General features: G+C 26.7%; 19 protein-coding genes and 1 other RNA gene. 8 read left to right on the forward strand and 12 right to left on the reverse strand.

The annotated features are described in order from the left end of the window. Nucleotide 1: 1 nt before the first annotated feature. The 3 genes from lolA (at nucleotide 2) to ACRYA_RS04750 (ending at nucleotide 3,401) form a co-directional block, all read left to right on the forward strand. A complete protein-coding gene (gene lolA, locus ACRYA_RS04740) occupies nucleotides 2–529 on the forward strand; it encodes a LolA-like outer membrane lipoprotein chaperone (protein WP_105917420.1) in 528 nt (175 codons plus the stop codon). Nucleotides 530–543: 14 nt separating this feature from the next. After that, an RNA gene (gene rnpB, locus ACRYA_RS04745) (RNase P RNA component class A) lies at nucleotides 544–864 on the forward strand. A gap of 86 nt (nucleotides 865–950) precedes the next feature. After that, the gene (locus ACRYA_RS04750; RefSeq protein ID WP_105917421.1) at nucleotides 951–3,401 is read left to right on the forward strand and encodes a methyl-accepting chemotaxis protein; all 2,451 of its coding nucleotides are present in this window, start codon (nucleotides 951–953) and stop codon (nucleotides 3,399–3,401) included. Between the two features lie 46 nt (nucleotides 3,402–3,447). On the opposite strand, the gene ACRYA_RS04755 is transcribed toward ACRYA_RS04750, so the two are convergent. Together ACRYA_RS04755 and ccsA are read right to left on the reverse strand one after the other, a co-directional pair. Beyond that, nucleotides 3,448–4,734: a zinc-binding metallopeptidase family protein gene (locus tag ACRYA_RS04755; protein ID WP_105917422.1), complete on the reverse strand. Its 1,287-nt coding sequence runs from the start codon at nucleotides 4,732–4,734 to the stop codon at nucleotides 3,448–3,450. 110 nt (nucleotides 4,735–4,844) lie between these two features. After that, on the reverse strand, nucleotides 4,845–7,598 hold the full coding sequence (ccsA, locus tag ACRYA_RS04760) for a cytochrome c biogenesis protein CcsA (RefSeq protein WP_105917423.1): 2,754 nt from the start codon (nucleotides 7,596–7,598) through the stop codon (nucleotides 4,845–4,847). Nucleotides 7,599–7,887: 289 nt separating this feature from the next. Here ccsA and ACRYA_RS04765 point away from each other — a divergent pair, with 289 nt between their 5' ends. Further along, on the forward strand, nucleotides 7,888–9,657 hold the full coding sequence (locus ACRYA_RS04765) for a GGDEF domain-containing protein (protein ID WP_170144473.1): 1,770 nt from the start codon (nucleotides 7,888–7,890) through the stop codon (nucleotides 9,655–9,657). A gap of 42 nt (nucleotides 9,658–9,699) precedes the next feature. Further along, nucleotides 9,700–10,614 (forward strand): tRNA 5-methoxyuridine(34)/uridine 5-oxyacetic acid(34) synthase CmoB, encoded by a 915-nt coding sequence (cmoB, locus tag ACRYA_RS04770; RefSeq protein WP_105917424.1) that lies wholly within the window; start codon nucleotides 9,700–9,702, stop codon nucleotides 10,612–10,614. A gap of 15 nt (nucleotides 10,615–10,629) precedes the next feature. Here cmoB and ACRYA_RS04775 read toward each other — a convergent pair whose 3' ends face one another. Genes ACRYA_RS04775 through ACRYA_RS04785 form a run of 3 tightly spaced genes read right to left on the reverse strand, consistent with a single transcriptional unit; the run spans nucleotide 10,630 to nucleotide 13,109 of the window. After that, nucleotides 10,630–11,604 (reverse strand): GGDEF domain-containing protein, encoded by a 975-nt coding sequence (locus ACRYA_RS04775; protein ID WP_105917425.1) that lies wholly within the window; start codon nucleotides 11,602–11,604, stop codon nucleotides 10,630–10,632. A 9-nt stretch (nucleotides 11,605–11,613) separates the two neighbouring features. Continuing rightward, the gene (locus ACRYA_RS04780) at nucleotides 11,614–12,516 is read right to left on the reverse strand and encodes a GGDEF domain-containing protein (protein WP_165786082.1); all 903 of its coding nucleotides are present in this window, start codon (nucleotides 12,514–12,516) and stop codon (nucleotides 11,614–11,616) included. Beyond that, nucleotides 12,513–13,109 carry an MBL fold metallo-hydrolase gene (locus ACRYA_RS04785; protein WP_105917427.1) on the reverse strand — a complete coding sequence of 199 codons (597 nt, stop codon included), beginning with the start codon at nucleotides 13,107–13,109 and terminating at the stop codon, nucleotides 12,513–12,515. The genes ACRYA_RS04780 and ACRYA_RS04785 overlap by 4 nt, the downstream gene beginning before the upstream one ends. 56 nt (nucleotides 13,110–13,165) lie before the next feature. On the opposite strand from ACRYA_RS04785, the gene ACRYA_RS04790 reads away from it, so the two are divergent. From ACRYA_RS04790 to ACRYA_RS04800, 3 genes are all read left to right on the forward strand, one after another. After that, nucleotides 13,166–13,984, forward strand: a complete 819-nt coding sequence (locus ACRYA_RS04790) for a ferritin-like domain-containing protein (protein ID WP_105917428.1) — start codon at nucleotides 13,166–13,168, stop codon at nucleotides 13,982–13,984. Between the two features lie 75 nt (nucleotides 13,985–14,059). After that, nucleotides 14,060–14,248, forward strand: a complete 189-nt coding sequence (locus ACRYA_RS04795) for a hypothetical protein (RefSeq protein ID WP_105917429.1) — start codon at nucleotides 14,060–14,062, stop codon at nucleotides 14,246–14,248. A gap of 3 nt (nucleotides 14,249–14,251) precedes the next feature. After that, nucleotides 14,252–14,503, forward strand: a complete 252-nt coding sequence (locus ACRYA_RS04800; protein WP_105917430.1) for a hypothetical protein — start codon at nucleotides 14,252–14,254, stop codon at nucleotides 14,501–14,503. A 401-nt stretch (nucleotides 14,504–14,904) separates the two neighbouring features. Here the strand turns inward: ACRYA_RS04800 and ACRYA_RS04805 are convergent, their stop codons facing one another. The 7 genes from ACRYA_RS04805 to ACRYA_RS04835 all read right to left on the reverse strand — a co-directional run bounded on the left by ACRYA_RS04805 (nucleotide 14,905) and on the right by ACRYA_RS04835 (nucleotide 22,622). Then, on the reverse strand, nucleotides 14,905–15,501 hold the full coding sequence (locus ACRYA_RS04805; RefSeq protein ID WP_105917431.1) for a hypothetical protein: 597 nt from the start codon (nucleotides 15,499–15,501) through the stop codon (nucleotides 14,905–14,907). Between the two features lie 28 nt (nucleotides 15,502–15,529). Then, nucleotides 15,530–16,642, reverse strand: a complete 1,113-nt coding sequence (gene dnaJ / locus ACRYA_RS04810) for a molecular chaperone DnaJ (RefSeq protein WP_105917432.1) — start codon at nucleotides 16,640–16,642, stop codon at nucleotides 15,530–15,532. 75 nt (nucleotides 16,643–16,717) lie between these two features. Then, complete coding sequence (locus ACRYA_RS04815) at nucleotides 16,718–17,770, reverse strand: tyrosine-type recombinase/integrase (RefSeq protein WP_105917433.1); 1,053 nt, start codon at nucleotides 17,768–17,770, stop codon at nucleotides 16,718–16,720. A 153-nt stretch (nucleotides 17,771–17,923) separates the two neighbouring features. Further along, nucleotides 17,924–18,997, reverse strand: coding sequence for a protein-glutamate methylesterase/protein-glutamine glutaminase (locus ACRYA_RS04820; protein WP_105917434.1), 1,074 nt, complete (start codon nucleotides 18,995–18,997; stop codon nucleotides 17,924–17,926). A gap of 20 nt (nucleotides 18,998–19,017) precedes the next feature. Then, nucleotides 19,018–19,692 carry a chemotaxis protein CheD gene (locus tag ACRYA_RS04825; protein WP_105917435.1) on the reverse strand — a complete coding sequence of 225 codons (675 nt, stop codon included), beginning with the start codon at nucleotides 19,690–19,692 and terminating at the stop codon, nucleotides 19,018–19,020. Next, nucleotides 19,689–20,534 (reverse strand): CheR family methyltransferase, encoded by an 846-nt coding sequence (locus ACRYA_RS04830; RefSeq protein ID WP_105917436.1) that lies wholly within the window; start codon nucleotides 20,532–20,534, stop codon nucleotides 19,689–19,691. The genes ACRYA_RS04825 and ACRYA_RS04830 overlap by 4 nt, the downstream gene beginning before the upstream one ends. Before the next feature lie 9 nt (nucleotides 20,535–20,543). Then, nucleotides 20,544–22,622 carry a chemotaxis protein CheA gene (locus tag ACRYA_RS04835; RefSeq protein ID WP_105917437.1) on the reverse strand — a complete coding sequence of 693 codons (2,079 nt, stop codon included), beginning with the start codon at nucleotides 22,620–22,622 and terminating at the stop codon, nucleotides 20,544–20,546. Nucleotides 22,623–22,644: the final 22 nt, after the last annotated feature.

A 22,644-nucleotide genomic window follows, 5' to 3' on the forward strand; every position in this document is an offset into this window, starting at 1 on the left:
AATGTTTTATAAGCTTATCTTTACTCTGTTTATTTTTTCAAGCTTCAGTTTTTCTTCAAGTGATATTCAAAATCTGAAAAGTTTTCAATCAAAATTTACTCAAACTATTACATCAAGTTCAAGTGATATCATAACTTATCAAGGTGAAGTTTTTATAAAAAGTAGTGGACAAATTTTGTGGAAATATAAAACTCCAGTCGTTAAAAATGTTTATATTGACAATAATATGGCAATAGTTGATGAACCAGAGTTAGAACAAGCTATTTTTACAACACTTGAAAATGAGATAAACATATTAAAGCTTTTAAAAGAGGCTAAAAAGATTGATAACAATAACTATGTTTCAACAATAGATGGTACAAAATATCAAATCTCTATGAGTAGTAATAAAATAAAAAAAATAATTTATAAAGATACTCTTGACAATAATGTTGAAATAATTTTCTCAAATTCAATTCAAGATGAACCAATTGATGATAATATTTTTGTATTTGTAGCTCCTAGTAATTATGATTTAATAAGAAAATAGGTACAATTTCGACCAAAGGTAGATAGACAATAGCTTGATTTCAAGAGGAAAGTCCGTGCTGCAGTGAAGCAAGGTTCCATCTAACGGATGGCTAGAGTAATCTAAGGGATAGTGCAACAGAAAGTATACAGCCAATTTTTTGGTGATGGTGAAACGGTAGAGTAAGAGCCTACCAGTGTTTTGAGTAATCTTAACAGCTTTGTAAACCCAACTTGTAGTAAGAAGACATGGTATTTAGCTTCACATTTTTCGTCTTCGCAGGAGTATTAAAGTGATTTAATACCTAGATAAATTATTGTCAAATACAAAACACGGCTTATAATCTACCTTTTTAAAATCTAATAAAAATCTATATAAAATTACAAACAAACTTATAATTCTTTTGGTAAAATGATTTTCAATAAACACAAAAGGGTTTTTTATGAAAAATTTATCAATACGAGTTAAGTTACTAAGCATTGTAATAATTACTATTATATTAGTTTCTACTATAATAGCTACAAAGTCTATTTATGAGGTTAATAATCTTACAAATCAAACTATTGAAGAATATAAGCAAAGTGCTTTTAATTCAAGTATAGAAGAGTTAAAAAACTATACAGCATTTGCTCAAAATATTGCAAAAAGTGCCTATGAAGAAGCAAAAATTGAAAATATAAAAGCAAGAAAAGGTGCATATCTAAAATCACAAACTGATTTTTTGTTTGCAATGATATTAAAAATTTATGATGAACAAAAAAATAAAATGCCAGAAGCAGAACTAAAAAAAATCCTTTTAGAAGCTATTGGTTCTGTTAGATATGGAGAAGAAAATGATTACTTCTTTGTATATGATAAAAACTCTACAATACTAAAATTACCTTTAACTCCAGAGAGAGAAGGTAGTAAAAACAATGGAAAACATATTTTAGAATTTATAAAAACTGCTTTTGAAAAAGGTGAAGGTTTTGTACCTTATGAACAAGTAATTCCAGGTAAAGAACCTAGAGCAAAATTATCTAATATAAGGTTGTTTGAACCTTATGGTTGGGTTGTTGGAACAGGAGTTTATATAGACAATGAAGAAAAAGAGTTAAAAGCAAAAGCTTTAAATGAAATTTCAAAAATTAGATTTGGTCAAGATGGATATTTTTTTGTTTATGACTATGATGGTACAAATATAATGCATCCAATAAATCCATCACTAATTGGAAAAAATCTAATTGAAAATAAAAGCCAAAAAGGTATTTATTATATAAAAGATTTAATAGAAGTTGCAAAAAAAGGTGGAGGAACAGTAATTTTTGATTTTCCAAAAAGTAAAGATGATCCGACTTTATATGACAAAATAGGGTATGCAGATGGGCTTCAAGAGTGGAAATGGATGATTGGAACTGGAGTTTATGTTGATAATATTGAAAAAAATATTGAAATTATGCACAAAAACTCAAAAGAAAAAATTGCTTCTATTATTTTAGGAATAGTTATTATTGCTATCGTTGTTTCGGTTATTTTAATTTTCCTTATCTCATTTTTTATTACAAAAGAGATTATATATCCTTTAGAAAGATTTGAAAGTGGACTTTTATCATTTTTTAAATATCTAAATAAAGAGAGTTCAGATGTTTATAAAATAGAGATAAAATCTGAAGATGAAATAGGAATAATGACAAAAGTAGTAAATAAAAATATTGAAAGAACAAACAATCTACTAAAACAAGATGAAGCCTTAATTAATAATGTAAAAGAGGTTGTTTCACAAATAAATAAAGGAAATTTAAGAGAAAGAATTGTTGCAAAGACAGATAATGATAGCCTAGAAGAGTTAAAAAATATTTTAAATGATATGCTAGAAATAATATCTAAAAAAGTAAACAATGATTTAGTTTCAATAGATCAAGTTTTATCTAATTATAAAGATATGGACTTTACAGCAAGAATAGATAACTCAACAGGTGATGTAGCAAAAGAGATAAATATTTTAGCAGATACTATAAATCATCTTTTATTAGAAAATAAAATCAATGGACTTACATTAGAAGATAGTTCAAAAATTTTATTAGAAAATGTAAATAAATTAAATATTAGCTCTAATGAAGCAGCAGCAAGTCTTGAAGAGACAGCAGCTGCTTTAGAGCAAATTACTTCAAATATTAGAAACAATACTGAAAGTATTGCTAAAATGGCAAAATTATCAGATGGTGTTATTCGCTCTTCAAAAGATGGAGAAAATCTAGCAAATCAGACAACAAATGCTATGGATGAAATAAATAAAAAAGTAAATATGGTAAATGAAGCAATAAGTGTAATTGATCAAATAGCATTCCAAACAAATATTCTAAGTCTAAATGCAGCAGTTGAAGCTGCAACTGCAGGAGAAGCAGGAAAAGGATTTGCTGTAGTTGCTCAAGAGGTGCGAAATCTTGCGAGTAGAAGTGCAGAAGCTGCAAAAGATATAAAACATATTGTTGAAGAAGCTACTATAAAAGCAAATGAAGGAAAACAAATAGCTTCAAGTATGATATATGGGTACAAAGATTTAAGTGAAAATATTACTCAAACAATGAATTTGATATCTGATATTGAAAATGCTTCTAAAGAGCAATTAATGGGAATAGAACAGATAAATGATGCAGTAAGCGAACTTGATCGTCAAACTCAACAAAATGCAATGGTATCATCTCAAACTCATGATATAGCTTTGGTTACAGATGAAATAGCAAAAGGGATTGTAAAAGAGGCAAATTCAAAAGAGTTTATAGGAAAAGATAGTGCAAAAGCTAGAAATTTTCATAAATCTACTATAGCTACAACTTCAAATAAAACACAAACTATAGAAAAAATTGAAAAAAAAGAGTCATCAAAACATATTGATGAATGGGAAAATTTCTAAAACTCTTAAAAAATAAAAGTTGAGAATTAATCTCAACTTTTAAAGACTATATACTATTTGCAATTTTTTTAACTATTTCAAAAACATTTTCAACAGATTTCTTATATACAAACTCTTTTTTTGAGTGAGGAAATTTTATAGTTGGACCAATAGAGGCTATTTTTAAATCTGGAAATTTATCTTTGAAAATAGCACACTCCAATCCAGCATGAATAGCTTCTAAAGATGCATTTGTATTAAAAGTTTTGTAAATATTGAAAACTTTTGATGTGAAATCATTTATATCAGGACTCCAAGCTGGATATTTTCCATAAGTTTCTACACTAAAATTGTTATTTATTAACTCTTTTTTTGTTTTCTCTTTTAACTCTTTTAGGTTCTCATTGTTCATAGATCTAGCACTAAATTCAATAACAATTTCATCTATATTTGTCTTAATTAATGCTAGATTTATAGAGTCTTGAACTACATTTAACTCTTTATTAAAATCTCTTACACCATTTTCAAAGTTGTATAAAAAATTAATAATTTCATCATCATAAATATTTAAATGTTCAGATTTTGTATTGATTCTCTCTATTTTCATATTATCATGAGTTTTTTGTGGAGTCTTTTTTGAAGCAATTATAGCTTTTACATTTGCAGGAATTGAGTTTATTCTCTCACCTCCATTTATATCCAATAGTTTTCCTTCACACTCTTTTATAGCTTTTACAATTAGTTTTATAGCATTTGGAATGTTTTTATCTATATCAACACCACTATGTCCACCAGCTAGATTTGATATAGAAATCTCATATAAATCTAAATTTTCAATATTTGGTACTATTTTTTTATTTGAGTTTTTTGCAATAATATCAACTCCACCTGCACAACCAATACAAATTTTACCTTCTTCTTCACTATCAAGATTTAGCATATATTTAGAATTTATAGGAAGATTTAAAGTATTTGCACCTATAAGTCCTATCTCTTCATCACTTGTAAATAAAAATTCACCATCAAAATTTTCATACATTAAAGCTATCATATATGAGCAACCAATTCCATTATCGGCTCCCAAAGTTGAATCTATTGCTTTTAAAGTTGTATCATCTTCAATAATTTTAGGAATACAAAAATCATTTAAACAAACAATATCATAGTGAGATTGAAAAACTATATTTGCGTTTGAGTTCTCTTTTTTACATAAAATATTATTTGTTTCATCAACTAGACAAAGATATTCTAGTTTTTTAGATATTTCTTTCATATATTCTATAAATGCTTTATGATTTCCACTACATCTTTGAATTTTTGTAATCTCTTTAAATATTTCTAAAATTTTTGGCATATTTATCTCTCTTTTATAAAACTTGAAAAAAAGCAATTTACATAAAAAGTATGTTTGCTTTTTTACAAAATTATGTCTTAAATAAAAAAAGGGCTTGAAGCCCTTTTTATCTACTCTATATTTTTTAAATCTCTATTTTTGTAAGCTAAAATAATTGCAGCAAAAGCAGTTGCAACAGTTAAGTAAGCCCACATTGGTATAGGTACAGGATCACCTGTTGCATAAGAGTGCATTCCAGATAAGTAAAAGTTTACTCCTAGATAAGTCATCATAATAGAGCTAAATGCTAGTAATGAAGCAGTTGCTAAAACATATGGTGTATTTAAAGATTTTACAAATCTAAGATGTAGAACTAAAGCATAAACAACTATTGAAACATATGCCCAAGTCTCTTTTGGATCCCAACCCCAGTATCTACCCCAAGACTCATTTGCCCAAACTCCACCAAGGAAATTTCCAATAGTAATACATGCTAAACCAATAATTAGAGAAATCTCATTTATTGCACTTACATGTCTAACAACATCATCCAAATGTGGTCTATTTTTTCTAAAAATAAACATAATTAAAGTTAAAAATCCTAATATCGCACTAAGTCCAAAGAATCCGTATGAAGCAGTCAAAATAGATACATGGATTGTAAGCCAATAAGATTTTAAAACAGGTACTAAACTTGTAATTTGAGGATCAACATCTGTTAAGTGAGCTGTAAACATAAAAATTCCAGCAATAATTGTAGCTGCACCCAAAGCTAATAAAGAGTTTCTAAAAAATATAACTCCAGCAAATATAGCAGACCAAGATATATAAATTAAAGTTTCATAAATATCACTCCAAGGAGCATGCCCTGATAAATACCATCTATAACCCATACCAAAAGTTTGTATAGCAAAAAGTATAGATAAAATAGCAAGTATAATTTTTGTTGTTTTTGCTGGTTTAAACTCTGGTTTGAAAATAACAATAAAAGCTAAAACAACCATTACAAAACCTAAAAGAACATAAGCTAAAGTTAGATTGAAGAAAATATCTAGTTTATTGAAAACTATTTCAGCATTTACTTTTGAAGCAGTAGGTTTTATATCTGTTCCTACTTTGTCTTGATATAAAGCTATCATATCAATATAATTATTTGCACTGTTCCAATCAAAATCCATCGTTGAGTTGAATAATCCTCTTACAACAGATCCAATAGCAGCTTGATTTTGTCCTGAAAATTCTTGCATTGCTTCAAGAGGAGAGTACCATTTGAAGTTATCATCTGCACTTTGTTCATCATAAACTTTTGGGAAAATATTTAATAATGCACCATTAAATACACTGTAAATAATATTTAATTTCTCATCTACTTTTATAATATCTTTTTCGTAAGTTCCTCTTTCAATTGGCTTTGTTAGAAGAGCTTTTTCTGACTCTTTTGTAAGTAAATAATCATTTTTTTCACCAAATGCTTCTGAAAAAGAGATATATTTTTCACTTTCAGGTACTCCTAGAAATTTTTTAAGTTTTGGAGTATTTATTTTTATTATCTTTACATCTTTCCAAATATCAGGTCTTGTAATCATCCCTAAAACAATCTGATTTGCATCCATTCCCATAAATGATGATTTTCCACTTAATTTTTGAACTATTTCTCTATTTAGAGTTGCAAGTGGTTTCATTCTTCCACCACTACTTTGAACTACTAGATGTCCAAATTTATCTGCAGTTACTTTTGATTCATCTTTTAATTTATTTAAGTAATCAATTCTCATAGTTATATCATCAACTATTTTAGTTGATGCATTATCACTCTCATTAGCTTTTAAATTTTGAGTTGAAAGAAGAGCTAAAGTTAAAACAAACATAGCTAAGTTTTTGTTTGCAACAAATTTTGTTAGTTTTCTAAATCTTGACTTTTTATCAAAAAAGTTTAAAAATAGTCCAAGAGTTAGCAAAAAATATCCAAGATATGTAGGCCATTTTCCAGGGTCATTATTTACTGATAGTACGGTTCCACTCTCATCTGGGAAATATGAGCTTTGGAAAAATAAGAAATTTCCTTCATTTAAAGTTCTATTCATAAATATTCTATAATCATAAGTTTTATCATCTTTTATAACCGTCACTTCACTAGCATAAGATGATGGAGCCATACTTCCTGGGTATCTTTCTAATTGAAATTCATTTAATCTAATAGAAAAAGGAAGAGCAATAAATTTAGAACCATACTCCAAAGTAACTGTGTATTTATCAAAAACAAGATCTCTAGGAACTCCTAATTGACCACTTAAACCTGGCAATCTAATAGTCTCTTTTTTATCGTTTAAAGTTACGTCAACAGTAAGTAAGCCCATTTTTGCTTGTTCTTTTTTTTCAAACTGAAATCTTTTATAATCTATGCTTAAATTGTTGTTGTCAAAATCAACTTTGTAAGAAAAATTGTTTAATTCTGGAAGCAAAGATGTAAACTCTTTTTGCCACTCTTTATATGCAACAACTTTTTCACCTTCTTTTACTGTAACTTGTAAGTAAGGTTCTAGCGAAATCATCTGATTTGTTGTAGTACCTTGTGGTATTTGCATAATTCCTTCATATCCAATATATCTAGTAATAATTGCTCCTAAAAGTATCACAACAAAAGAGAAGTGAAACAAAAACCTAGGAAGATTATTCCACATTTTAAATTTATAGATTATTCCAGATAGGTTTATTGTAGTTAAAACTAAAACTATCTCATACCAAGTGTTGTTGTAGACTAAAACTCTAGCCGATGATGTTCCAAAATCATTTTCAATAAAAGTAGCAACTCCAGCACCAATTGCCAAAATAGCTAACAAAAGCAAGGTTGCTTTAAAAGAGAACAGAAAGTTTAAAAGCTTCAAAAATATCCTTTTTTTGTATTCATTTTTGAGAAATTGTATTATTATAAAATTAACATTTAGTTAATTAAGAATATTCTTTAAAATAAAATTATCATACAAAAAAATTTATATTTTTAAAAGTTATTTTTTGGTATCATTTTACTCTATAAAAAAGCTTATGCTAAAAGCTTTAAAAAATCAAAAGTATTCTTAGCCATATTAATATTAAAATAATTAGGTTAAATAGGTATTTTAATTATGCTTTTGAAACTATTAATTTATAGATTAAAATATTTAAAATTGGGGTATTATGCAAAAAAATAATAATTTTATGAAAAAAGTATTAAATAAGGAAAAATCACTAAAAGCTACGGTACTTTCTCTTTTTATATCTATTATGATTTTACTTTTGATTATTTTTGGTGTTCAGTTAATATATATTGACAACAGTCAATCTAAAAGAGATATAAGTGAAAAATTAAAAAATCTTTCACATAATTTAAATGAATTAATCAAAAATAGCAATAATCAAAACTTTAGAATGATTGAGATGTTAAGTATTATGAATCATAAAGATAAAGTAGATCAAGATAAAAATTTTGAAGCATATGTACAAGTTTTAAATATCCAAAAGAATTTTTATGCTGTTTATACAGGTTATGAAGATGGAAGTTTCTATGAGCTTATAAATTTAAATATTAATAAAAAATTGAAAGAAGTATATAAAGCAAGTGAACTTGATAGATGGGTTTTAATTAAAATAGATGGGAATAGTATAAATAAAAAAGAGATAACACTTTATGATGAAAATTTAAATCAAACTGCAAAAAGAGTTGAAGAAAATAGTTATAATCCTACAAAAAGACCATGGTATGAGATGGCAATATCTAGTGGAAATAGGGCTATAAAAACAGCTCCATATAAATTTTCACATATTGACTCTTTTGGACTTACTTTTTCAAAAGAGTTAAATGGTAGCAAAAATGTTGTATCTGTTGATTTTTTGATTGAAGATTTCAAAAATACATTTAAAGATAATATAAATCAAGATACTATGGATATGTTTTTATTTAAAAAAGGTGGAACTATAATTTCTTCTATTACAAAAGATGAGGATTTATTAGCTAAATTTTTTGAGGAAAATAAAGATTTAGAGAAATTTGAAAATGCAAATATTGTAAATGTAAAAGATACAAAATATATTGTACAAATTGAAAAACTGAAGAATTCAGAAAATGATGATTATATTATTCTTTTTGCAGATTATAAAAAGACTGTTGCGCCTTATTTTTCTCAAACGTTTAATTTAATATTGAGTTTATTTATTGTTTGTCTTATTATGATACCTTTGATAATATATTTTTCAAAAATTATTGTAGCTCCTATTTTTAAACTTGTTCAAGAGAGTAAAAAAATAAAAAATAGAAAATATGATTCTATTTCAAAAGTGGATAGCTCTATTTTAGAAGTTTCAATTTTATCAAATTCATTTTTGGATATGTCAAAATCTATTTATGAGTATCAACAATCATTAGAAGAAAAAGTAGAACAAAGAACAAAAGAGTTAAATATTAAAAATGAAGAGCTTTTTAAGCTATCAATTACAGATAAATTAACAGGACTTTACAACAGAGTTAAACTAGACAATGTATTACAAGAGAATATGAGCCTATCTTTGAGATATGGGAATGTTTTTTCTGTGATTATTATAGATATAGATTTCTTTAAAAAGATAAATGATAATTTTGGACATCAAGTTGGAGATGATGTTTTAAAAGAGTGTTCAAATATTTTAAGTCAAAATATAAGAAATGTCGATACTTTAGGAAGATGGGGTGGGGAGGAGTTTTTAGTAGTTTGTCCAGAAACTTTAAAAGATGGTGCAAAAGATTTAGCAATAAAACTAAATAAGGCAATTAAGCTTCATAAATTTAGTACTTATCCAAATAGTGTAACTATTAGTGTGGGTGTTGCTTCATGTAGTTTAAAGGACTTAAACTATGATGATATAATCTCAAATGCAGACAAAGCTTTATATGAAGCTAAAAATAATGGAAGAGATAGAGTTGAAGTTTTTTAAATATGATTTAAAGTTTAAGTTTAAATATCTATAATTTCACCTATGAATATTGAAAAACTAAAAAACAAAAAAAATGAGTGCAGAACTTGGAAAAATGTAGAGCCTTGGTATAGGGAACTTCAAAATGCACAAAAAATAGAAAAAACAGATTTAAAAGTTGATTTTGGAGATTGGTTTACTATTGGTTCTCGAGATGATTTAAGCAATGAAGATTATGAAACTATCGTTAAAACAGCAAAAGCTTTGATACCTTGGAGAAAAGGACCTTTTAAGATTTTTGACCTTGAAATTGATAGTGAGTGGCAAAGTAATCTAAAATATAATCTAATAAGACCACACTTTAATCTAAAAGATAAAATTGTTGCAGATATTGGCTGTAACAATGGATACTATATGTTTAGAATGCTTGAAGATAAACCAAAAAGATTGGTAGGTTTTGATCCATCACCTCTAACTTTACATCAGTTTGAGTTTGTAAATTCTTTTGTAAAGTCTGATATTGTTTATGAGATGTTAGGTGTTGAGCATTTGGAATTTTATAATCATAAGTTTGATTTTATTTTTATGTTGGGAGTTTTATATCATAGAGCTGATCCAGTTGGAACTTTAAAGGCATTAAATAAAGGATTAAATAGTAAAGGTGAAATTATAATAGATACATTTATGATAGATGGAGATGATGAAATGTGTTTAACTCCAAATCAAAGATACTCTAAAATTCCAAATATCTATTTTATTCCTACAATTCCTGCTTTAAAAAATTGGTTAATAAGAGCTGGATTTGAAAATATTGAAGTATTATCAACAGTTGTTACAACAAAAGATGAACAAAGAGCTACTCCTTGGAGTTTTGATGAGAGTTTAGAAGATTTTTTAGATCCAAATGATAGTAGTAAAACAGTTGAAGGTTATCCTGCTCCAAAAAGAGTATATATAAAAGCTAAAAAAGTTTTATAAAATTAAAAAATATAATTAAAAAAGCTTGAAATTATCAATACTATTTATTTTTGAAAATTTCAAGAACTCTCCTCTTCCTTTATTTTTTGCTTCAACTAGTGCAATATCAGCATTTTTTATAGCATCGTCAAGTGACATATTTGAGTTTAAGACAAATTTTTCAAAACCAATACTAACTGTTTTTTGTAGAGTTTGTCTAGTTCCTTCATCTACAATTACTCTAGCTTTTGAGAAATCACTAATAATTTTTTTTGCAACTTCACAAGCTTGATTTTCATCATCATTACTTAAAATAGATACTAAAAAAGTATCTGTCTCAAGTCTTCCTACAATATCAAACTCATTTATATTTGAGTGAATAACTCTTGCTAATTCTATTAAAACTTTATCTGCAATTTCATAATTAAACTCATCAACTACGGCTTTAAATCTATCTATTCCTATCATAAGTAAAAAAATCTCATTTTGTTTGTTATTTGACAACTTAAGGTATGAAGATAGATTTTCAATAAAATAGTGACTTGAGAATACATTTGTAACAGAATCAAGAGAAGAAGAGTCAATAAAGTTTTTCTTTAAAATAGCATTTTGAACAATTGTTGAAATAATAAAAAATGTTGCTTCAATTGAGTTATATTTATTTTCTAAAAATAAAGAGTGTTCTTCTGATGATGCACAAAAAGATATAGTTGCATTTAAATTTGTATGTGTGTTTATTATAAAAAATTGTGATAAATCATCATCTAAATAAAATTTATCACCTTTTGCTAAAATATCAGTTTTATTATTTTTGTTTATATCAAATAATGAAAATACCATATTTTTTATAGCAAACTCTTCTTCTAGCCATAAAAAAATATCACTTGCAAGTTGGTTTAAATTTGAAGAGTATTGAAGCTGTTCATATAGCTTAAAAATACTATCCAATGTTTCAAATACTACCTTGTCAAATGCAGATTGTTTAATTAACTCTATAATACTATTTCTCATAAATCTTACCTAAAAAAGTTCAATCTTAGCTGTTTCATCTTCACTAAATACAAACGCAATACCTCTACTTTTATTTTTAGCTTCTCTAATTGCAATATCTGACTTTTTTATTATTGTATCTAAATCTTCTCCATCTTTTGGGTAAAATGAGATTCCAACACAGATTGTTTTCATCAAAATTTGATTATTATCAGGGTTTATAACTATCTTCTCTTTTTTAAAAGCATCTATTAGCTTATTTGCAACAAAAACAGCATTTTCTTCCTCTTGTATATTTTGAAGTAAAACCAAAAAAGCATCATTTGATACTCTTATTACTAAATCAGAATCTCTAGTTCCAGCTTGTAAAACTTGTGCTAATTGTTTTATTACTCTATCACCAATTTCATAGTTAAATTCATCTAAAACAGCTTTAAAGTGATCAACACCAACTTTTAAAAATGCTATTTTTTTTCCTTCTCTCAAAGCCAAACTAAAAATTGATCTTATATAGTGATTTAAATAGGTTCTATTGTAGCACCCTGTTAGTAAATCTATAATCAAAATATCTGAGATAGTATTTTCTAAATGTTTTGTATAGATATTCATAGATAAGATATCTAGTGAAATATTAATATTTGTAGTGTCTTTTTTTAATTCATCAAGCTTATTTTTATTTTTAAAAATAATTCCAAAAGTAAGCTCAAGACTATTTGTAAGTTTTGTTTTATATGTATAGAAAAATGTTGAATTTTCTTCATTTGAATTATCAAATACACTACTTGAAATACCATTTTTTTTAAGATAAATTTTTAATGAGTCTATATCAAAATTAAACTGTAGAAATTCAAAAATATCATCAAAAATCTCTTGTTTTTCACTTATTGATAGCTTATGAGATAATTGCGTGATAGTTTCATAGAAATTTCTCATTTTATATGTTTTTCCCATAGAGTAATATTATCAATTTCATTAAAAAGAGTAGTTTTATCACCATGACCTGGGTAAATATTGTAATTATTTTTCCATTTTAAAATTTTATTTAAACTTTTTTTCATCTGAGTTGCACTTGAATTTGGAAAATCAAATCTTCCAATAGTTCCTTTAAAAATAAAATCTCCACTAAAAAATGTTTTATTTATTTCAATCATACTACATCCTGGAGTATGTCCAGGAAAATGGTGAAATTTAATTTTTACACCTTCAATTTCAAGTTCTTCATCTGGGTTTACTAGAATATCTGCTTTTGAGTGAGGCATGCCTAAATTGTATGGGTTTAAAGTTAGCATAAATTCATCATCTTTTGGAGTATAAAGCTTTATATTAAAAAGCTCTTTTACCTCTTGATTTGACCAAATATGATCAAAATGTCCATGTGTATTTAAAACAGCAACAGGATTTTTGATATTTTGTTTAATCCAAGCAGTAGCATTTACACCGGGGTCAATTATAAAATCTTTATTATCGATAGTAACAATATAACAATTCGTGGCATAATCACCCATAGGATGAACTTTAATTTCCATTTTAAACCTTAATTTGCTAAAATTGTCTGATTATATCTAAAAAAAGGTTAATTTACATGGATTATTTCATAATTTTAGAGGATATTTTACTCACAAAATTACCAAAAGAAAAGTTTATAAAGTTTGATAAATTTTATAAACTTTTTTTAGAAAATAAGCTTATTTTTAATCATAATTATATAGCTTTAGAGATAAAAAATCCATCTTATGCTGATTTTTTATCTATAGTAAAACCAACAGAACTTCCTCCAATAAAAAACTTTAAAACGAAAGAGGGAAAAAAATATTTAGTACACACTATTTTACACATTGAATATAGTGCTGTTGATTTAGCTTTAGATGCAGCTTTAAGATACCAAAATATGCCTTTTGAATTCTATAAAGATTGGTTAGAAGTTGCTAGTGATGAGATTAGACATTTTTTGATTTTAGAAAAATTATTAGAAGAGTTAAATGGTTTTTATGGAGAGTTTGAAGTACATAAAAATTTGTTTGAAGCTATGCAACAAACTCCTGATTTTTTAAGCCGTATGGCATGTGTCCCTAGGTATTTAGAAGCGAATGGTCTTGATCAAAATCCAAAAATTATGGAAAAACTAAACTCAAATAAAGATGAATTTAATATTAAGCTAATAGGTGCTTTAAAAATAATTTTAGAAGAAGAGATAAGCCATGTAAAAAAAGGTGATTTTTGGTTTAAATATGAGTGTGAAAAAGTAGGGTGCAATCCAGAAATTACCTATTTTAAAGCTATAGAAAAGGTTTTTCCAGGTAGTACTAAAAGAAAAATGGATTTGAATTTTAGTGCTAGAAAAGAGGCTGGATTTTCTTGTGAAGAGCTTAAGTTTTTATCAAAAAAAGATGATTGTATTTAGCTTGATATAAATTAATGGATTTTATTTTTATTTTTGTTATATTTTGTATAATATTTCAATAAAGGATATTTTTTTATGATAGATGTTGTTATATACTCTGTTTTTATTTTGGCATTGATTGCATTTTCACTCTCTCCTGCTATTTATGTAACAAATAAATTATCAAGTAAGTTTATTTTTATAAATAATAACTCTACAAAAATATCAATATTTTTTGCAATTTTGATTTCAAGTATTGCAACATTTTTTATATTTTGGTTTTAATAAATGATAAGCTCAAACTACGATGTTTTAATATTGAAAACAAATGCAAACAATATTTTAGAAAAAAATATAGACAATATATTTTCAAATAGTGTTGAAAATATATTAAATAAAGATAAAAAAAGAGATGACTCATTAACTTTTTCAAATATAAATGGAATTACACTAAAAGAGATTGATGAGCTTTTTGAAGATGTTGAGAAAAAAAATTTAGCAAAAAACCTTCGATTAACTACACTTTTTACAAATGATTAAAAATTAGCAAATATTTTATTTGATACAGTTTTAGGAAAGACTTTTGATATTGGATTTGAGTATTTAAGTAATAAATATAGTGATAAAAATAACTATTTAAAATCAAAAAATAGCTTTGGTTCTAGCTCTTTATTTGATTTACTTCATAAATCAATTGAATATAGATTAAATAGTTCAAACCAATCAAGTATAAAAAAAGAAGATTTAGATGATATTTTACTTGAATTAAACTCTTTTGATTTTATAAGTGTTTTATATTCAAATTCAAAAAAAGGCTCAAATAAGTATAAAAATGAGGAAAAATACTCTTTTTTATATAAAAATTATGAATTAGAATATAAAAATATAATGGAAAAATATCAAGATTTAGATAAAAAAAATCTTGATATTATAAAACAGTTTTAAGATAAAGATGTAGTAAATTTAAGCTCTAGTTTTGTATCAAAATATACAGCTTTTATATTACTAGATATTTTTTCAGAACTCAAAACACCTTGAAGTGTATTTAAAACATGCCAAAACTTATTATGGTATGGAATGTCTAGCTCTTTAATTCTTTTTTCTTTTATTACTTCCGCAATAGTTGCTATTGCAAAATAATAGAATATTTTATTTTTTGCTCTATTTACTCTATAGTTTTTCATTAAATCAAGATTTGAAAGAAATATATTTTTTTCTATATCACTTAAGTGTGGTCTTGAAATTATATTTTCTCTCTCTTCTTCTAAATGCTCTTTATATTTTTTTAGCTTATCTTCTATAGATTTTTCAATATTTGGAAAATATATTTCAACAACTTTATATAGTTTGTCAATATTTGAATTATCAAGATTTATACTATTTGAATATTTATTTTTATTTGTTGTATATTCGTGATTTAATGCATTTAATATTTCATAAACATAAGGTAAATAAATAAATTTATCATCTTTTCCTTGCTTAAAAGTAATTCCATGGTGGCTAATAACAGGTCTATATCCAACATATTCAAATTTCATTTTTTGCTCCTTGTGTATATTTTACAATTTATGAAAACCACTTCTTAACTTTATCAAACATTCCTTCAAATTTTATTTCAGAAGGAGTACTTTCTACTCCAAAACTATCTTGAAGTTTTTCTAAAAGCTCTTTTTGTTCATTTGTTAAAGATTTTGGATACTCTATTTTTATTTGAACAATTAAATCTCCTTTTCCATATCCTTGAACACTTTTCACACCCTCATTTTTAAAAGTAAATTGTTGTTTATCTTTTACATTTTTCGGTATTTCAAGCTCTAATTCACCTTTTAGGCTAGGAATTTTTATTTTTGCTCCTAAAGCTACTTGAGTAAAGAAAATAGGGGCTTCAAAATATATATCATCATCATGTCTTACAAAGTGACTATCTTCTTTTACTTTTGTTTGAAGATACAAATCTCCTCTTTGTCCATTTGGTGCTATATTTCCCTTATTTGAAACTCTTATTCTCATTCCATCATTTACACCTTCTGGAATATCAACAGTGAAATTTCCTTTAATCTCTTCAAAACCATTTCCATTACAAGATTTACAAGAGTTTGCTTTTGATTGTCCACTACCACTACAAGTTGGACATGTTTGTGCATATGTCATAAAACCTTGTCTTGTGTGAACTTGTCCAACTCCACCACAAGTTTTACAGTTTTCAATCTTACTATCTTTTGCACCAGTACCATTACAAGGCTTACAAGCTGTTTTATATTTATAGTTTATCTCTTTTTTGCAACCAAATACTGCTTCATTAAACTCTAATTTAACTTCAACGGCAGTATCAAGATTATAGTTATAAGTTTTTCTCTCTTTTTTGCTATGATTTCTTGAAAAACCGAACATCTCTTCAAAAATAGAACCTAAATCATCAAAACCACCAAAACCAGAACTTCGTCCACCATGACCTTCTAAACCAGACTTTCCGTATCTATCATATAAAGATCTTTTATCATCATCGCTTAAGACTTGATAAGCTTCATTTATAGATTTAAATTTCTCTTCAGCTTCTTTGTCATTTGGGTTTTTATCAGGGTGATACTGCATAGCTAATTTTCTGTATGCTTTTTTTATTGTTGCTTTATCAGATGTTTTTTCAATCTCTAAAAGCTCATAATAGTCAATTTCAATCAATTTTAATCTCCAAAAATATGTTAATTTTATAATAAAGTTATTATTTTATCCAATTATTGATAAAACAATATTAAGTTAAAAAATATCTGTAGTCTTTCTTAGTCTTTCTTTATCAAAGTGAGTATAAATCCTGCTTGTATTTATATCTGCATGACCTAAAGCTTCTTGAACAAGTATTAAATCATGGTGTTTTGAGTAAAGTAAAGTTGCAAAGCTATGACGTAGCATATGTGCTCCATTTTTCTCTTTTCTAATACCAACACTTGTTAAAATACTTTCAACAATACGACTAATATAAGCTTGAGTTAATCGTTCACCTTTTTGATTACAAACCAAAATATCACTGTTGCAAACTCTTTGAGTTAGCCAGTTTTGTAGTTCATGTTCAATAATATACTTTTTAATCATAACAACTCTTGGTTTATTTCCTTTTCCACGAATTTGAAGCATATAAACATCTTTTTCATTAAAAATATCTTTTAATTTGAGATTTAACATCTCACTAACTCTAATTCCAGTATATATTATTATTTTTATTATAAGTCGATTTCTATAAGCTGTATTATCAGAAAATTCAAAATTATTAATAGCAGATAAAAATCTATCAATCTCCTCTTTATTCATAAAAGAGGGGAGTTTTGAACCACTTTTTCCACTTAATCCACCCCAATTTTTTAACTCTATTTTAAATAAATATGAGCTTCCATCTTGATTTTCATTTTGTTTATCTATGTACGAAAATAAAGATAGTAGGGCGATACGATGGTTTTTTTTAGAAGCATCTGATAGTGAACTAGTTTGGCTAGCTAAAAAATCACTTAACAACTCTTCATCAATCTCTTTAAGAGAAGCTAAACCTAAATTATTTGTATAGTTATATAGTTTTAAAAGAGGATTAAAATATGTATTTATTCCATTTAAGCCAATATTTCTAGCTTCTTTTACTAAAATATCAAGCTCTTCAATTGATTTTGTACCTTTTACTAAACTTTGAATAATAAAAGCTAGTTTATCTTTATTTGATACTTGTCGATTTGATAGACTTGTTAATTTATATCTTATAAATCTCTCTATCCAAAAAAGCATACTATCTTTAAAACTGTTCTTAAAATCTAATTCATATCTCATATAGAACCTTCTAAATATTAGGATTAATTTATATGAGAGTATAGCAAAAGTGATATTAATATTAGTTTGAAAATTATAGTTTTCAATACTAATATATTTTTGATTTACTCAAAATAGAACATCTCTTAAAGTTAATGTTCTATATTAAATAATTTATCTAACTTTACCTTTTGAAAAAGCTATTATATAATCAGCAATTTCATCTAAAGGAACTATATCTTTTACAGCTCCTGCTTGTATTGCTTTCATAGGCATTCCAAAAACAACACAAGTAGCTTCATTTTGTGCAACAGTATATGCTCCATTATCAAAAAGCTCTTTCATAGCAATTGTTCCATCATCTCCCATTCCTGTCATCATAACAGCCATAGCACTTCCCCCTACACTATTGTTTACAGATCTAAATAATACATCAACACTTGGTTTGTGCTGACTTACTTTCTTTGTATCAAGAAGTTTTGTTCTTAACTCATTTCCTACTTTTTCAATAGTTAAATGCATATTTCCAGGTGCCAAATAAGCATGTCCAAATTCTAGAATTTGACCATCTTTCGCTTCACAAACTTCAACAGCTGAATGATCATTTAATCTTAAAGCAAAAGAGTTTGAAAATCCATATGGAATATGCTGTGTCATAACAATTGGTGGTAAATCAGATGGTAGCCTACTAAATACTTTCAATAAACTCTCAACCCCACCTGTTGATGAACCAATAGCTATTAGTTTTTGTCCTCCAAATTTTGCAGCTCTTAAAGGAATAACTTCATCTGGATGAACTTTATAATCGGGTGTTGGTGTTGGCTTATAATCTTTTTTTAAAGGAGCTGGTTTTTTTAGTGTATATCTTTTTAGTAAAAAAGTAAGGCTTAAAAGAGTATCTTTTATTCTTGATTCAAAAGATGCCATACTCTCTCCAGAGTTTGGTTTAGGAATAAATCCAACAGCACCATCATCAAAAATATCGCTTCCCCTTACGCTTTCTCCCGAAATTACAACTGCTGGCATAGAGTGAAGTCTCATTAAATTTCGTAAAAATGTAACTCCATCCATTTTTGGCATATTTATATCAATAGTAACTAAATCAGGTTCATACTCTTTGATTTTTTCTCTAGCTTCGTAAGCGTCATTTGCAACTGCAACTACTTCAAATTCATCAATAGAGTTTATCATATCTTTTAAAATTCGTCTCATAGAGGCAGAATCATCAATTACTAATACCGTGTACATTTTTTATCCTAAAATATTTTTTAAAAAAGTTCAATTTCCATAGTTTGTTCAATTTTCTTATTATTTGTACCAAATAGCTCAACTGCACCTGTGTACTCTTTGATAACTGGAGCTTTAGAGATTTCAATTTGTAATGATTTCTCATTTGATAGAATTTTACTATCTGTTTCAGTTTTTTGAGTAACTTTAATAAAAGTTTCAAAGTTATCAGCAAGAAGTATCAATCTTCCATGCTCTCCTCTTACATGCTCAGATATTACCCTAAAACCTTCTTTATGACAAAACTCTTTTGCAAATTCAACATTTCTTGATCCTATTGAATTTTTTAGATTTAAATTCATAATATCAGCACCACCTGATATTTTAGCAACAATATCAGATTTTGAGCAACCTAACTTATACATCTCATTTAACATAGCTTCAACTGAATATAGTCCATACTTCATATCATTTGAATTATCATTTGTATCAGGTAGTAAAAAGTGATTCATTGCTTTTATCTTCTTTTTTCTATCATAAAACATTAAGGCAACACAAGAACCAAGAAGAGTTTTTAAGGCAATATCATCACTATCTGGAGTTACAGCAAACTCACCACCAATAACTGTATGAGTAGGAAAACCTTTTGTTTTTTGAGTTATTTTTGATAAAGATAGTTTTTCTATGTTCCCATCTTTTCTACCAATAGTAATCATATTAAATCTTTCTCTTTAACAAAAATATTTTGCCCTACTCTTTTTACATAATGTATTAAATCTTGAGGATTTTCAGAGTGTCCTAGATATAAAGTTCCACCAATTTTGAGGTGTTTAAATAGTTTTCTTAAAATATTATTTTGATCTTCTACTGAAAAATATATTAAAACATTTCTACAAAAAATTACATCAAATTGATGATTTGAAAAGGGATAACTATCATTGTTTAGATTCATTATATGAAAAGTTATCATTCTTTTTAACTCATCATTTACTTTTATTAAAACTTCTTCTCCTGATAAATTTTTCTGTACTCTTCTTTTAAAATAGTTTTGAGGTTTAATCCAAGAGGGGAACTCTTTTGATGATTTCGAGTATCTATAAATTCCATCAGCTCCATATTGTAAAACACTAGTATCGATATCTGTTGCTATTATATTTGCTTTAATATTTGAAGATAGTGCCTTATTTGCTTCTGAGACAGTCATAGCAATAGAATAAGGCTCTTCTCCTGTTGAAGATGCTGAACACCAGATAGATATATTCTCTTTATTTTTTGAAAAAGTAGGAAGAACTCTATCTCTTAAATCTTCAAAATGAAACTCTTCTCTAAAAAAATGAGTTTTATTTGTAGTAAAAGTATTGATAAACTCTGTAACATTTATTCCTTTTTCAACAGATTCTAAAAGTTCCATAATATCACCATAATTATTACAATTTCTTTTTAGTTTATCTATTCTATTTGAAATCATAATATCTTTATTCTCTGTAAGAGTAATTCCTGTTAGAGAATAAAGAAGTTTTTTTATTTTTTCATGTACATCTTGTGTTGTATATGCCATAATTATTTCTTAAGAGGCTCTTTTTGTTGCATTCATATCTTTTTCTATTTTAATTTGAGCATCTATTATTCCTAAAACATCAAGAATAAGCCCAATACTTCCATCTCCTCTAACTGTTGCCGCACCAATTCCCTGAACACTTCTAAAGTTTTTATCAAGAGGTTTAACAACAACTTGGTGTTGATTTAAAAACTCATCAATAGATAGAGCAACTTTAGTATTTCCTGATTTTACAACTATTAACATACCATCTTCAAGTTTTTCAAAACTTTTTTTAAGCCCAAATAGTTGATGAAGTTTAACTACAGGAATAAACTCTTCTCTCAACATTAACAAATCTTGAGTTCCATCACCAATTTTTTTAATCATATTAGCTGTTGGTTGAAGTGATTCAACAATAGAACTAAGAGGTAAGATATATTTTTGATCCCCAACTCTTATATCAAGACCATCAAGAATTGCAAGAGTTAAAGGAAGCATAATTGTAATAACTGTACCTTTTCCTAATTCTGTATCAAGTTTAATTATTCCACCTAATTTATGAATATTTGTTTTTACAACATCCATTCCAACACCACGACCTGAAATATCAGTTATTTGATCAGCTGTTGAAAGCCCTGCTCCAAAAATCAAAAGAGCTTTATCATTGTGAGACATACTAGCAAATTGATTTTCATCAATTTGACCTTTTTCTAGTGCTTTTTGAGCAACTTTTTCACTATCAACACCTTTTCCATCATCTTCAATTGTAATTATCATTTGACCATTTGCTTGTTCTGCTGAAATACTAATAGTTCCTGTATCACTTTTGCCAGATTTTACTCTATCTTCAGGCATTTCAATACCATGGTCTAAAGAGTTTCTAATAATATGCATTAAAGGATCTGTTAATCCTTCAATCATAGCTTTATCTATTTCAACATTATCACCATAATGTTTAAATTCGACTTTTTTACCAAGTTTTTTAGATATATCACGTACTACTTTTGGGAATTTTGAGTAAATAGAATCCATAGGAACCATTCTAATACTCATAATACTATCTTGCATATCTCTAATATGTCTTTCAAGAAGTTCTAGTCTTTCTAAAACAGAACCTCTAGTTTTAGTCTCTTCGATAGTTGATGAAAATTGTGTAAGCATAGCATTTGTAATAACTAAGTCCCCAACATTATTCATTAATAAATCAATTTTATCAAGATTTACTCGGATACTATTATTATTATTTGATATAGATTTTTTCTCACCATCATCACTATTTTCTTTAACTCTTCTAGCAGTTGGTGCAGATGCTACTTCTTTTCTATTTTGAGTATCTATTTTATTATCATTAGAAATTTCAGATTCAATATCATTTGTTTCCATAACAGAATTTGGAGAAATTTTTTCCATACCATCAAAGAAACCAAAATTTTCTTTATTCTCATCAATTTTGAATTTATTATCATCTGTATTATTTGATATATTTTCAAGTTCTTCATCATAAAAGCCAATATTTTTATCATCAATATCATCATCTTCAAAAATACCAAAAGGCATATCTTTCATATCTCTTTGATTATTTAAATCATCATTAAAGAAACCAAAGTGTTCTTTTTGATCAGAAATTTGATTATTTGTTTTTTCTAATACTGTAACATTTTGAGGAGCTGGTTCTTGTTTTAATTCAACTGTTTTAGTAGTAATGCTAGCATTTGAATATGCCCTAAGCTCTTCTAGTAAAGAAGTTGTTAGATCTTGAAATTTTTCTCTATTGATCTGGTTTGATACTTCTAATTCTAAAATTTCCTTCATTACATCAAGTCCATCTATTAAAGTTTCAGCCATCTCTGGTTTATATTCAATTTTATGACTTCTTAATTTGTCCATTAAGTTTTCAACATCATGTGTAAATTCAGCAAAAAAAGCTAATTCAACAGAAGCACCACTACCTTTTAATGTATGAACATCACGAAAAAGTTGTCCCATTTCATCATCTGTTAAACTTCCATTGTTTTCAGCAGCTAACAAAACATTATCAGCTGACTCAAAAAGCTCTGCTGCTTCCTCTAAAAACATTTCTCTATATTTTGAAATATCAAATGACATAATTTAAGTCTCCCCTTTTTGA

The sequence above is a fragment of the Aliarcobacter cryaerophilus ATCC 43158 genome (assembly GCF_003660105.1).
Lineage (GTDB): Bacteria > Campylobacterota > Campylobacteria > Campylobacterales > Arcobacteraceae > Aliarcobacter > Aliarcobacter cryaerophilus.